The 12,931-nt window shown below is 66.8% G+C and carries 14 protein-coding genes; 5 read left to right on the top strand and 9 right to left on the bottom strand.

Features of this window, described 5'->3' with window-relative positions; genetic code table 11:
- Positions 1-13 precede the first annotated feature (13 nt).
- From FFS08_RS06330 to FFS08_RS06310, 5 genes are all read right to left on the bottom strand, one after another.
- A complete protein-coding gene (locus FFS08_RS06330; protein ID WP_137864779.1) occupies positions 14-1,414 on the bottom strand; it encodes a pyruvate dehydrogenase complex E1 component subunit beta in 1,401 nt (466 codons plus the stop codon).
- 1 nt (position 1,415) lies between these two features.
- Positions 1,416-2,462, bottom strand: a complete 1,047-nt coding sequence (pdhA, locus tag FFS08_RS06325) for a pyruvate dehydrogenase (acetyl-transferring) E1 component subunit alpha (protein ID WP_137864780.1) — start codon at positions 2,460-2,462, stop codon at positions 1,416-1,418.
- A gap of 166 nt (positions 2,463-2,628) precedes the next feature.
- Positions 2,629-2,976 carry an FtsB family cell division protein gene (locus FFS08_RS06320; protein WP_249341265.1) on the bottom strand — a complete coding sequence of 116 codons (348 nt, stop codon included), beginning with the start codon at positions 2,974-2,976 and terminating at the stop codon, positions 2,629-2,631.
- Between the two features lie 104 nt (positions 2,977-3,080).
- Complete coding sequence (locus FFS08_RS06315) at positions 3,081-3,821, bottom strand: TorF family putative porin (RefSeq protein ID WP_137864781.1); 741 nt, start codon at positions 3,819-3,821, stop codon at positions 3,081-3,083.
- Entirely contained in the window at positions 3,818-4,261 is a 444-nt protein-coding gene (locus FFS08_RS06310; protein ID WP_137864782.1) for a hypothetical protein, read from the bottom strand. Before FFS08_RS06310 ends, FFS08_RS06315 begins: the two co-directional genes overlap by 4 nt.
- Positions 4,262-4,480: 219 nt before the next feature.
- Here FFS08_RS06310 and greB point away from each other — a divergent pair, with 219 nt between their 5' ends.
- The 3 genes from greB to FFS08_RS06295 all read left to right on the top strand — a co-directional run bounded on the left by greB (position 4,481) and on the right by FFS08_RS06295 (position 5,869).
- Entirely contained in the window at positions 4,481-4,957 is a 477-nt protein-coding gene (gene greB, locus FFS08_RS06305) for a transcription elongation factor GreB (RefSeq protein ID WP_137864783.1), read from the top strand.
- Positions 4,958-5,064: 107 nt separating this feature from the next.
- A complete protein-coding gene (locus FFS08_RS06300; RefSeq protein ID WP_137864784.1) occupies positions 5,065-5,343 on the top strand; it encodes an acylphosphatase in 279 nt (92 codons plus the stop codon).
- 145 nt (positions 5,344-5,488) lie between these two features.
- On the top strand, positions 5,489-5,869 hold the full coding sequence (locus FFS08_RS06295; RefSeq protein ID WP_137864785.1) for a DoxX family protein: 381 nt from the start codon (positions 5,489-5,491) through the stop codon (positions 5,867-5,869).
- 34 nt (positions 5,870-5,903) lie between these two features.
- Here FFS08_RS06295 and FFS08_RS06290 read toward each other — a convergent pair whose 3' ends face one another.
- A complete protein-coding gene (locus FFS08_RS06290) occupies positions 5,904-6,821 on the bottom strand; it encodes a DUF2268 domain-containing putative Zn-dependent protease (protein WP_137864786.1) in 918 nt (305 codons plus the stop codon).
- A 64-nt stretch (positions 6,822-6,885) separates the two neighbouring features.
- Positions 6,886-7,890, bottom strand: coding sequence for a M28 family peptidase (locus FFS08_RS24205; protein ID WP_212741965.1), 1,005 nt, complete (start codon positions 7,888-7,890; stop codon positions 6,886-6,888).
- Positions 7,891-7,952: 62 nt separating this feature from the next.
- On the opposite strand from FFS08_RS24205, the gene FFS08_RS06280 reads away from it, so the two are divergent.
- Positions 7,953-8,753 (top strand): transporter, encoded by an 801-nt coding sequence (locus FFS08_RS06280; protein ID WP_137864787.1) that lies wholly within the window; start codon positions 7,953-7,955, stop codon positions 8,751-8,753.
- Between the two features lie 6 nt (positions 8,754-8,759).
- On the opposite strand, the gene FFS08_RS06275 is transcribed toward FFS08_RS06280, so the two are convergent.
- Both FFS08_RS06275 and ettA read right to left on the bottom strand, forming a co-directional pair.
- Positions 8,760-9,191, bottom strand: coding sequence for a ribose-phosphate pyrophosphokinase (locus FFS08_RS06275; protein WP_137864788.1), 432 nt, complete (start codon positions 9,189-9,191; stop codon positions 8,760-8,762).
- A gap of 201 nt (positions 9,192-9,392) precedes the next feature.
- Positions 9,393-11,072, bottom strand: a complete 1,680-nt coding sequence (gene ettA, locus FFS08_RS06270) for an energy-dependent translational throttle protein EttA (RefSeq protein ID WP_137864789.1) — start codon at positions 11,070-11,072, stop codon at positions 9,393-9,395.
- A 322-nt stretch (positions 11,073-11,394) separates the two neighbouring features.
- Here ettA and FFS08_RS06265 point away from each other — a divergent pair, with 322 nt between their 5' ends.
- Entirely contained in the window at positions 11,395-12,777 is a 1,383-nt protein-coding gene (locus FFS08_RS06265; RefSeq protein ID WP_137864790.1) for a M20/M25/M40 family metallo-hydrolase, read from the top strand.
- Positions 12,778-12,931 lie beyond the last annotated feature (154 nt).

The raw sequence follows: 12,931 nt of genomic DNA, 5'->3' as shown, positions 1-12,931 counted from the left end.
CACCGCGACCGGTTCAGCCCCTGTAGGTAACCTTCTTCACCGCCGCGACTACCTTGTCCGCAGTGATCAATGCCAGCTTCTCGAGATTCGCGGCATAGGGCAGCGGCACGTCCTCGTTGGTGACGCGCAGCACCGGCGCGTCGAGATCGTCGAAGCCCTGCTCCATCGCCACCGCGACGATCTCCGACGAGATCGAGCAGACCGGCCAGCCTTCCTCGACCACCACCATGCGGTTGGTCTTCTTCAGGCTTTCGAGCACCGTCGCGGTGTCGAGCGGGCGCAGCGTGCGCAGGTCGATCACTTCCGCATCCACGCCCTCGGCCGCCAGCTTCTCGGCAGCTTCCAGCGCCACGCCCACGCCGATCGAATAGCTCACGATCGTCACGTCCTTGCCGGTGCGGACGATGCGCGCCTTGCCGATCGGCAGCACGTAATCGTCGAGCTTCGGCACTTCGAAGGTGCGGCCGTACATCAGCTCGTTCTCGAGGAACACGACCGGGTCTTCCGACCGGATCGCCGCCTTGAGCAGGCCCTTGGCGTCCTGCGCGTCATAGGGGGCGATCACGATCAGGCCGGGGACGCTGGCGTACCACGGGCCATAGTTTTGCGAGTGCTGCGCCGCAACGCGCGAGGCGGCGCCGTTGGGCCCGCGGAACACGATCGGGCAACGCATCTGGCCGCCGGACATGTAGTTGGTCTTGGCCGCCGAGTTCACGATGTGGTCGATCGCCTGCATCGCGAAGTTGAAGGTCATGAACTCGACGATCGGCTTGAGGCCGCCCATCGCCGCCCCCGAACCCAGGCCGGCAAAGCCATATTCGGTGATCGGCGTGTCGATCACGCGCTTGGCACCGAACTCCTCGAGCAGGCCCTGCGTGACCTTGTAGGCGCCCTGATACTCGGCGACTTCCTCGCCCATCACGAAGACGCGCGGATCCTTGCGCATCTCCTCGGCCATCGCGTCGCGCAGCGCCTCGCGAACAGTCGTCTTGACCATCTCGGTGCCCTCGGGGATCGCCGGATCCTTGACGGTGGCGGCCTTCTCGCTGGCAAGCTGCTTGGTGCCGCTGTCGGCCTTTTTCGGGCCGCCGTCCTCGCCGGCGGCGGGCTCCTCGGCCTTGGGCGCCTCGGCGGCGGGGGCCGGCGCGGGCGCAGGTGCCGAAGCATCCTCGCCCTCACCCGCGATCGTCGCGATCACGGTGCCGACCTTCACATTGTCGGTGCCTTCGGCGACCAGGATCTTCGCGATCGTGCCCTCGTCGACGGCCTCGAACTCCATCGTCGCCTTGTCGGTCTCGATCTCGGCGAGGATGTCGCCCGACTTCACCGTGTCGCCTTCCTTGACGAGCCACTTGGCGAGCGTGCCTTCTTCCATGGTGGGCGACAGCGCCGGCATCTTCAGTTCGATCGCCATCTCAGTAGGACTCCACCAGCACGTCGGTATATAGTTCGGAAGGATCGGGCTCGGGCGTCTGCTCGGAGAAGTCCGCCGCCTCATTCACGATCTTGCGGATCTCCGCCTCGATCGCCTTCAGCTCCGCCTCGGTGACCTTAAGCTCCTCGAGCTCCTTCTTGACGTGCTCGATCGGATCCGACTTGTCGCGGACCGACTGGACTTCCTCGCGGCTGCGATACTTGGCCGGATCGGACATCGAGTGGCCGCGGTAGCGATAGGTCTTCATCTCGAGGATGATCGGGCCCTTGCCGGAGCGGACCCACTCCAGCGCTTCCTCGGCGGCACCGCGGCAGGCGAGCACGTCCATGCCGTCCACCTGGATGCCGGGAATGCGGAAGCTTTCGCCGCGCTTGTAGAGCTGGTCCTCGGCCGAGGACCGGTTGACCGAGGTGCCCATGGCGTACTGGTTGTTCTCGATCACATAGATGATCGGAAGCTTCCACAGCTCGGCCATGTTGAACGATTCATAGACCTGGCCCTGGTTGGCCGCGCCGTCGCCGAAATAGGCCATGGCGACGCCGCCATCCTCGTTATACTTATGCGCGAACGCCAGGCCGGTGCCGAGCGCGACCTGCGCGCCGACGATGCCGTGCCCGCCGTAGAATTTCTTCTCGGTCGAGAACATGTGCATCGAACCGCCCTTGCCCTTCGAGATGCCGGCGGCGCGGCCCGTGAGCTCGGCCATGATGACCTTGGGATCGATGCCATAGGCAAGCATGTGGCCGTGATCGCGATAGCCCGTGATCACCGAGTCCTTCTCGCCGTCGAGCGCCGACTGCAGGCCGACCGCAACCGCTTCCTGGCCGATATAGAGGTGGCAGAAACCGCCGATGAAACCGAGACCATAAAGCTGGCCGGCCTTCTCCTCGAAGCGGCGGATCAGCAGCATCTGCTTGTAGAATTCGAGCAGCTGCTCCTTGGAAGCTTCGAACCGCTTCGGCTCGTCGGGCCGTTCGCGGTTGGTCTTGGCTGGTTCAGTCGTTTTGCGTGCCGGTGCTTTGGCCACAGGAAATCCTCGTCCGGGGAGGGGGAAGGCGGGTGCCTATAAGCGCGTTTTCGCCCGCCGCGCAACTAATGCGGGAATGCGCGTGCCGTTCACTTGACGCCACGGCAATTGCAGTTTGCGCAACTATAGATGCAGATTGCGTATGTTGCAACGCAGCGTCGAGAGATCAGCGCCCTGCGGGGGCCGGCGCGTGCTTCTGGAGCGGGATCACCACCTCATCGGGGCGCACGACATTGAGCTGCTTGCGCGCCAGTTCATCGGCCAGATCGGGATCGACGCCGCGCCTCTGATCAAGCAGGTCGACGCGATTCTTGAGCGCGGCGCGCTGTTTCTCGAGCGCGGCATATTCGGCCTTCTTCTGCTCATACTCCGCCTTGGTCTGCTTGGTCTGCATGATACCGGTCGGCCCGAGCACGGCGTTGTAGCCGAAGAAGCCGATGGCGATCAGCGTCAGGGCGGGCAGGCCCGCGCGGCGAAGCAGAGTCTGGATCAAGGAGGGCTTGCGAGACCGCATATGGTGTTCTTCGCTTAACCACGCGCGGCGCGCAAGGCCCGTATTGGTGCGGAGGAACAGGCCCCTTCCCTTTCGCTGCGAGAGCGCCTGCGGCGGACGCACCCTCAGAATGCGAGGCGAACGCGCGCGACTACGCGGTCTCCGCTGTTGCCGGGATCGGCGAATGGCGAAATGCTCGCATGCCGGGCGAAGCGGGTGCCCACATAGTCGAGGCCGATCGTGAAGGGGAACTGGTTATACTCCATCCCCAGCCGCCAATCGGTATAGTCGCCCAGGGGCCGGAGCCGGGCGGCGCGCACCGGATCGTCGGTGCTTCCCGTGCTGTGCCCCAGCGTCGCGGATGCGGAGAGCGGCGTCGCGGGGATGCCGGCATTGGCGGAGGCGAACAGATAGAGATTGTCGCCGCCGATGGCGCTCTGGCTCGGCGCATAGACGGCCCCGGCGCCGAGCTGTAGCGGCCCCAGCGAATAGCTGCCCCGCGCGCCCAGTTCGACATAGTCCATCCGCTCGCGTGCGCCCGTGAAGAGATGGGCGGCCACATGTCCGCGCAGCCGGAACGGCCCCGCGTCCGTCGCAATCCCCAGTTCGAGATCGGCTACGGCATCGGCCCCGGCGTGCCTGGGCGAATTGCGCATGCTCACGATCCGGACGGATGCGTCGGCTGCCCCGATCGTCATGAGCCCATCGGCGGAGGCCACGGCCCGCCCGCCGCTCCAGCTCAGGCCACGGCGGCTCTCGTCGGTCGCCAGTTCCACGCCGCCGGAGATATTCTGCGCATGTGCCGCTCCGCCCAAGAGCATGGCGAACGTCGCTGCCGGCAGCATAATTGCGCGCGTGACCTTCATTTCCCCCGGCTCCTTCCCTTCGGTTCGATTTCCGCCTTCAACACCGCTTGATCCTCATTCGCGACGGCCAGCAGGTGCGAGTGGATCTCCGCGCCGCGCCGCGCGACTTCCTCCGCTACCGCATTCTCGCTCGCGCCGCACCAGCCGGGGCGGCTCCCCTCCAGGACCGCCTTTCGCTCGATGCTGCGGCTCGAGCGCAGCGCCCGACCGGATCGCGCCTCCCGCTCGATGTGCAGGTGCGCCCGCCAGCTACAACGCAGCGTGGACGGCACGCCCGGCTTGGCGACCGCGCCGACCTGTCGTCGAACCAGAACGACGCGCCCGCGGTAATGCGCGTCGATCCGCTCGCCCGCATGGTGGAGGCTGGTGCGGTGCTCCAGGGTGGAATGGACCGGTTCTGCGGCTGCAAGCGCCAGCCCGATCGCGAGAACAATGCTCATGGATCATCTCCGTGCGGTGCGCCTGCTCCTGTCGACCGGCGTCCCCCGGCGGATGGACAAGCGGATATGCCGCCGCAACAGCCGGGGCCTGACGGAAACAATTTTTCACAATGCGCGCAGGGGTTGGCCGGCGATAGCCGCATGGGCCACACCCCTCAAATCGTCATCCCCGCGATCCCCGCCTTCGCGGGGATGACGCTTTGGGCTACGAGATGCGGAATGGACCGCCCAAACTACATCACGCCCGCCGGCTATGCGGCGCTCCGGGCCGAATATGACGCGCTCTTCGCCACCGAGCGCCCCGCGCTGGTCGAGACCATCGCCTGGGCCGCCGGCAATGGCGATCGCTCGGAGAATGGCGACTATATCTATGGCCGCAAGCGCCTGCGCGAGATCGATCGGCGCCTGGGCTGGCTGTCGAAGCGGATGAAGGCGGCCAAGGTGGTCGACCCTGCCCAGCAGGCGGACCGGAGCCGCGCCTATTTCGGCGCCACCGTCACCATCGCGGACGAAGACGACAATCACCGTACCCTGACCCTGGTCGGCGACGACGAGGCCGACGCCGGCAAGGGCCTGGTCGGCTGGAACGCTCCCCTCGCGCGTGCATTGCGCGGCGCCGGGATCGGCGACCTCCGGCGCGTGACGCTGCCCGGCGGCGAGCGCGAATATGAAGTGATTGCGATCACTTACCCCTAGCGCGCGACGAGTCGCGCCCCACCCCGATTCCCTCGCATCTTCAAATTGATAGAGTCGCACCCGGGCCGAAGGGATGCGGCCGGGTAAAAAAGTGAGCGTGGGGACATATGACGGCACAGCGTATCTATGTGTCGGGGCGCGTGCAGCGCGTCGGCTATCGCGACTGGGCAGTGCGCCTTGCCAAGCAGCTCGGCGTCAGGGGCTGGGTTCGCAACCTGAACGACGGACGGGTGGAATTGCTCGCGGAAGGGGATGACGAGGCACTGACCTCGCTCACCGAGGCGCTGCGGGAAGGGCCGCCCATGGCGGTGGTCGACCATGTCGAGGCCTTCCAGACCGCGGGCGACAAGCACGCCAAGGGCTTCACCAAGCGCTTCACCGCTTGAGCGCCCGGTCGCGGCGGCGGCACGGACGGCGTTCCTGCGGAAACGATTGGTTTCCTGGGCGTCCGGTTGACCGGACGGGCATGAGGTGAAACATTTCAGCCTCGAAACGGCGCGCAGGCGCGTGTCCGGCGAGGAGAAAGAATCCATGCCCATTCCCGCAAGCTGGTCCGCCCGGCTGCTGAGCGTCCTGCGCATCGTCGCGGGTCTCGGCTTCCTGCAGCACGGCGTCTCCAAATTCTTCGGCCTGCCGCCCTTTCCCTATCCGCTCAACCCGATGCTCTATGCCGCGGGCACGATCGAGCTGGTCGGCGGCGCGCTGCTGGTGATCGGCCTGTTCACGCGTCCGGTGGCGTTCATCGCCTCGGGCATGTGTGCCGTCGGCTATTTCATCGCGCATTTCCCGAACGGCTTCTTCCCCGCCGCGAACGGCGGCGAGGCGATCATGCTCTACTGCTTCGTCTTCCTGCACCTCGCGGCCGCCGGCGGCGGCGCGTGGAGCGCCGACGCGGCAACGAAGAAGGCCTGAGACTGCATGCTGACCGTGCCGGCTCCCGGCACGGTCAGCAGCGATAGGCGGCGAGCGCGGCCTCCAGCTTCGCCTTCACCTGTTCGGGCGGCAGCTTGGCCAGCGCGTCGAGCGTCATCGCATCGCCGAGCTGCTTCGCCAGCACATAGCCCAGATAATAGCCGAAGCGCGGCGGCCAGCCGCCCTGCGCCTTCCCACCCCGGCCGAAGAAGAAGGTCGCATAATCCTCCTGATCCGTCGAACCGAGCCTGGCGCGCACGAAGCACATCGCGGCGGCAAGCTTCGGCTCCACCTCGGGCCGGATCGGGCGCGGGAAGGTGAGCAGCAACGTCCGGTCGTCCGCGCCCGGATTCATCCGCGCCGCGACATAAACGGCCAGCCCCTCCTGCCAGAGCGAGCACCATAGCGCCGGGCAATCCGGAAAGTATCGCGCGTGGTGGAAATGGAATAGCTCATGGTCGAGGAACGGCCCGATCGTGCCGCCGTCATGGATCTTCGCGATCATGTCCGCCCCGAAGATCGCCACCGTCCTACCCCGCAGCTCGCGGGTGCCGCCGTCCATCTCGCCCAGCGAATGGATCAGGTAGATCGGCATGGCCGGCGCATAGTCGGGAAAGACGCCGCGAAACACGGCATTGGCCGTCGCATAGGCCCCGGCGAAATCGCGCGCTGTGGCAAGGATCTTGCCGCGCGCCGCCGGATAGCCCTCCAGCGCCTTCTGGACGCGGGCGTCATATTGCGCCTCGGTGGCGCCGAAGCGCGGCTCGTAGAAACCCGGGAGCAGCGCATCGAACCTGGCGCGAAACGCCTGCACCCGTTCAGCGGCGGGCATGGCCGTGCTCGCCGTCGCGAAATCGTCGAATGCGTCGACCTGGGACTGAAAGGCCGGGGCCTGCGCCGCGGCCGGTGCTGCCGCGAACAGCGCGGCCGCCAGGAGGATCGATCTCGTCACGGGGCCCCGCTTCCCATCTGCATCACCGGCGCAATGCACCATGTCGCGTTCGGAGAAGCAAGCTTCAGCGCCAGCCGCGCAGCATCCGCGCCAACCCCGCGGTAACGCGGGCCAGCCGCTCGCAATCAATCTTGTCGGGCGTATCCTCGGGCGTGTGATAATACGGATAGCGGAACGGCGCGGTGTCGGTGATCATCAGGGCCGGCACGCCGATCTCCCCGAACGCCCAGTGATCCGACCAGTCGATGCCCTGCACGAAGCCCGGGGCAGTGCCCCCGACGCTCGGAAACTGCGCGACGGCCCGGAACGCCCCCGTCGCCCGCCGCACCAGCGGCCGCGCCGAGACCGTGCCGACAAAGGCGATGAAATCGCCCGTGTCCGGATAGAGTTGCGCGAGCGGGAACGGATAATGCTGGCTGCCATGCCCGTCGCGGTAGAAGCCCATCGTCTCCAGCGAGAACATCGCATCGGGCTTCTCGCCTCTCGCGGCCAGCGCGCGGGCATAGACGAGGCTGCCCATGCGGTCGGTCTTGAAGAAAGGCGGTTCCTCATTGGCGAAGAACACCAGCCGGATGCGGACATTCGCCCGGCCGCGAAGATCGGCCAGCAGCCGCCCCAGCTCGAGCAGCGCCGCGGTGCCGCTGCCATTGTCGTTGGCGCCGGGAGCCGTGAAGGCACTGTCGTAATGCGCGCCGACCACCAGCGTCGCCGCCGCGGCGGAAGCCGGTTCGATCACCGCTTCGAGATTGACCGCATGCCCGTCATCAAAGGGCTGGCGCAAAACGGCATGGCCCTGCCCCGCCAGCGTCCGCTCGATATAGGCGGCAGCTTCGGCATAGGCTTCGGGATGCCCGATATTGTGCGGCCTGCCGCCGATCGCGGCGACGTGTCGGCGCAGCCGGTCGGCAAGGTCGCGCTCTTCCGGACGCAATGGCGGCAGCCGGCCCTGCCACGAGGTGCCGGGCACCGCCGTCATCCACAACAATGCCGCAACCGGCGAGGCGAAGAGCATCCCCACGATCGCCAGCGCAACCAGTCGCCCGGCGTTCCTCCGGATCCACGCGCGCATCGCTTCCTCCCCATTCGCGGCGAACGCTACCGCCCTGTTCGGCGGCCGTCTATGTATGCGTCATGAGACGCTCGTTCCTTCTGGCCGCCGCGACGATCGCCGGGATCGGCAGTGCCCAGGCGCAGGACCTGCGCCCGCTCTGCCCCGATCGCCCCGGGCTCGACACTCCCGCCTGCACCGTGGACCAGGGGCATTTCATAGTCGAGAGCGGCCTGGTCGACTGGTCGCTCGACCGCAGCTCGGCCCAGCGCATCGACAGCTGGACCTTCGGCGACCTGCTCATCCGCTACGGCGCGACGCCGGACATGGAAGTGCAGCTCGGCTGGACAGCACTCGGCGCGGTGCGCACGCGCGACCGGGCAAGCGGCGCAATGACCCACGCCAGCGGCACCGGCGACCTCACCCTGGCAATGCGCCGCAACTTCTCCCACCCCGACGGTTCGGGCCTGGCGGTGGCGGTGATGCCCTATGCCACACTGCCGGTCGGCGGCGCGACGATCGGAGCCGGCGACTGGGGCGCCGGCCTGATCGTGCCGCTCAGCTACAGCCTCAGCGACAGACTCGGCCTGTCGCTGACTCCCGAAGTCGACGCGGCGGTGGACGGCGACCGGCGCGGACGCCACCTTGCCTATGGCAGCGCGGTGGGCCTGAGCGCGGCGCTGACTTCCGCGTTGAGCAGCGCGTTCGAGCTTCAGGCAGTGCGCGACCAGGATCCCGCCGGGCACGCCACCCAGGCGCTTGCCAGCCTGTCCTTCGCATGGCAGCCGCGGCGCAACCTCCAGCTCGACCTCGGCGCCGTCGCCGGGCTCAATTCCGATAGCCCGGATGTGGAACTCTATATGGGGATCGCGCAGCGTTTCTGAGCGCAATCAGCGCTTCGCCCAATATTCGAACGCCTCGTCCTGAAGCCGCGCGACCAGCCGCGCGGCCTCAGGCCCGGTCCAGTCGCCGCGACAGCCATGGGCATCGGCCGCGCCGGTCCACCAGCCCTGGCCGGGCAGCCGGTCGCTCTCGCGGACAACCAGCACGGCCAGCCCGGGTTCGCCCGCAACTGCCGCTTCGTCGATCCGGTCGAGCGTGCGGCAAAAGGCCCGCATCCTGGGTCGGCTGAAGCGCAGTCCGAGCCCGGCCAGTGCTTCCGAATAGCTGAGTGCGCGCCGCTCGCGGGCGGCGGCGATCAGCATCGCCCGCACCCGGCGGACATCCGCGAGCGCGTCGGCGCCGCCGTCCGCAGGCACCAGCCCTTCGGCAACCAACCATTGATCGAGCGTTTCCCCGAAACCGGGCGAGCGCCTGCTCATCGCCATGCTCCTCCGCCCTCGGCCGGACAGCAGCATGCTCCACACGGTTCCCGGCAAGTGAGTTCGGCGAGGAACGCGATGCGCAGCGGAGCACCCCGCCCGACCGATCCCGCGATAATGCCCCGCACCGGAGCAATCCCGGCCCCGACCATGATCGGCATGGCGATCAGGGTCGGGGCCGGGCCGTCCATCATATCCGGATCAGCGCGTCAGCTTCTTGTAGGCCAGCGCGGTCGGACGATCGGCCGCATCGCCCAGACGGCGGCGCTTGTCTTCCTCATAGGCTTCGAAATTGCCTTCGAACCATTCGACATGGCTGTTGCCTTCGAAGGCGAGGATGTGCGTGGCGAGACGATCGAGGAAGAAGCGATCGTGGCTGATCACCACGGCGCAGCCCGCGAAATTCTCGATCGCTTCCTCGAGCGCGCCCAGCGTCTCGACGTCGAGATCGTTGGTCGGCTCGTCGAGCAGCAGCACGTTGCCGCCGCGCTTCAGCATCTTGGCGATGTTCACACGGTTGCGCTCGCCGCCCGAGAGCTTGCCGACATTCTTCTGCTGGTCGGCGCCCTTGAAGTTGAAGGCGCCCACATAGGCGCGGGTCGACTGGTCGTGCCCGTTGATCTTCATGTAATCGAGCCCGTCCGAGATTTCCTCCCAGACATTCTTCTTGTCGTCCAGGTGATCGCGGCTCTGGTCGACATAGCCGAGGCGGACGGTGGTGCCCATCTCGATCGTGCCTTCGTCCGGAGTCTCCTGGCCGGTGATCAGCTTGAACAGAGTCGACTTGCCGGCGCCGTTCGGGCCGATCACGCCGACGATGCCGCCGGCCGGCAGCGTGAACGAGAGGTTCTCGAACAGCAGCTTGTCGCCGTAAGCCTTGGAGATGTTCTCCACTTCGATCACCTTGCCGCCCAGGCGCTCGGGCACCTGGATGACGATCTGGGCGCCGCTCGGCTTGCGGTTCTCCTGGCTCGCGACGAGCTGGTCGAACTTGGCGATACGCGCCTTCGACTTGGTCTGGCGGCCCTTCGGACCCTGGCGGATCCATTCGAGCTCGTCCTTGATCGCCTTCTGGCGGCCGGATTCCTCGCGGTCCTCCTGCTCCAGGCGCTTGGCCTTCTTCTCGAGATAGGTCGAGTAATTGCCCTCGTACGGGAAATACTTGCCGCGATCGATCTCGAGGATCCAGCCGACGACATTGTCGAGGAAATAGCGGTCGTGGGTGATCATCAGCACCGCGCCGGCATATTCCTTGAGGTGGTTCTCCAGCCACTCGACGCTCTCCGCGTCGAGGTGGTTGGTCGGTTCGTCGAGCAGCAGGATGTCGGGCTTCTGGATCAGCAGCCGGGTGAGCGCGATGCGGCGCTTCTCACCACCGGACAGATTGGCGACTTCCCAGTCCGACGGCGGGCAGCGCAGCGCTTCCATCGCGATCTCGAGCTGGTTGTCGAGCGTCCAGCCGTCGACCGCGTCGATCTTGGTCTGGAGATCGCCCATCTCCTCCATCAGCGCGTCGAAATCGGTGTCGTCCTTCGGATCGCCCATCTCGGCCGAGATCGCGTTGAAGCGATCGACCATGTCGGCCACCTCGCGCGCGCCGTCCTTGACGTTCTCCAGCACGTTCTTGGTCGGATCGAGCTGCGGCTCCTGCGGCAGATAGCCGACAGTGATGTGCTCGCCCGGCCAGGCCTCGCCCGAGAAGTCCTTGTCGATGCCCGCCATGATCTTCATCAGCGTCGACTTGCCGGCGCCGTTCGGGCCGACGATGCCGATCTTGGCACCTTGGTAGAATTGCAGGTTGATGTTGTTGAGCACCGGCTTGGGAGCGCCGGGGAAGGTCTTGGTCATGTCCTTCATGACGAAGGCGTATTGGGCGGCCACGTGGCGGTCTCCGTTCGCAGGTCTGGATATGCAGGAAGTTCGGGCGCGATGTAGCGACGGGACGGGGAAATGGCAACGCGGCGGTCATGCGCTTGCAATGTCGGATTCCCCTGCTGCCGTCCCCATGGGGCGGTACGGCGCAGCCGGAGCGGGCATGGTTCGACCGATCGACCGTGCTTCGCCCCGCACATGAGAGCGCGTCAACGGAGTCAATGAATTGCACAACCAATCGGTTGGATATCGGTTCGAGGCCGAAGCGGAAACCTCGCGGAAACCCGCGCCGCATTGCCGAATGTTTCGGCTGCGACTAGCTTCGCCGGCCATGACCAAGCACATCCTGTTCGCGGCGGTGGCCGCCCTCGCCCTTCCCTTGCCCGCCCTGGCCCAGGGTGCCGCGCACGATCCCGCGGCGCTGCGTGATGCCGCGCTGAAGGACGATCTCGCCTGGGACATCACCGAGGGCCTCACCACCGAGATCGGCCAGCGCCTGGCCGCGACCGAGGCGGAGGCGCGCGCCCGGGCCTGGGCAGTCAAGAAGCTCACTGCGCTCGGCTTCCAGAATGTACGCATCGAAACCTTCCGCATGCCGCTCTGGGTGCGCGGCGCAGAGACCGCCGAAGTGGTCGGTCCCTCGGCGCAGAAGCTAACCCTCGCCGCGCTCGGCAATTCGGGTTCGACCGGGCCCAAGGGTGTCGAGGCGGACATCGCCTTCTTCCCCACCCTCGCGGATCTCCAGGCCGCCCCGGCCGAGGCCGTGAAGGGCCGGATCGTCTATATCGGCAATACCATGACGCCCACGCAGGACGGCTCGCAATATGGCTATTTCGGCGGCGCCCGCCGGGCCGGGCCGAACCTTGCCGCCAGCAAAGGCGCGGTCGCCGTGCTGATCCGCTCGATCGGCACCGACCATCATCGCAACCCGCATACTGGCGTCACCAATTGGGCCAAGGACGTGAAGCCGATTGCCGCGGCGGCGCTTTCGCTGCCCGATGCCGATCAGCTCGAGCGGCTGCTCAAGCGCGGGCCGGTACGGCTCAAGCTCCTGGTCACGCCCGAATTCAGGGGCGAGGCGGAATCGGGCAACGTCATCGCCGATGTCCCGGGCAGCGACCCTTCCGCGGGCATCATCCTGGTCGGCGGCCATCTCGACAGCTGGGATCTCGGTACCGGCGCGATCGACGATGCCACGGGCGTGGCGATCACCACCGCCGCCGCCAAGCGGATCATGGACGCGGGCCGGCCGAAGCGCACGATCCGCGTCGTCTGGTTCGGCGCGGAGGAAGTCGGCGGCTTCGGCGGCGCGGCCTATGCCAAGGCGCATGCGGGCGAACGCCACGTGCTCGCCCAGGAATCGGATTTCGGCGCCGATCGCGTCTGGAAGTTCGAAGTGAACCTGCCCGAGGGCGCCAGGCCGATCGCCGATCGCCTCGCCACCGTGCTGGCGCCGCTCGGCATCTCGCGCGGCCGCGGCACCGCGCATGGCGGCACCGATGTCGGGCCGATCATCAACACCGGCGTGGGCGTCATCGATCTCAGCCAGTCGGGCCTGCGCTACTTCGATTATCACCACACGCCCGACGACACGCTTGACAAGGTCGACCCCGAGCAGCTCCGCCAGAATGTGGCAGCCTGGACGGCGATGCTGGCAGTGACGGCGAACGCACCCGAGGACATCGGGCCGATCGCCAAGGGTGGCGGGGAGTGAGGAACCCCGTGACGGCCCGTTCATTAATGGCGACGGACGGGCAAGATTTGGGCGAAAAAATGTCCTAAATTTTGCCATGGGGTGAATTTGCGATTGACGCATACGCAACGACCGCTATGCCAGCGGTTCGCGACGGCTAATCGGGCCGGATGCG

Source organism: Sphingomonas sp. 1F27F7B, from assembly GCF_005503355.1.
GTDB lineage: Bacteria > Pseudomonadota > Alphaproteobacteria > Sphingomonadales > Sphingomonadaceae > Sphingomonas.
This window is presented reverse-complemented; position numbering and strand designations above follow the sequence as displayed.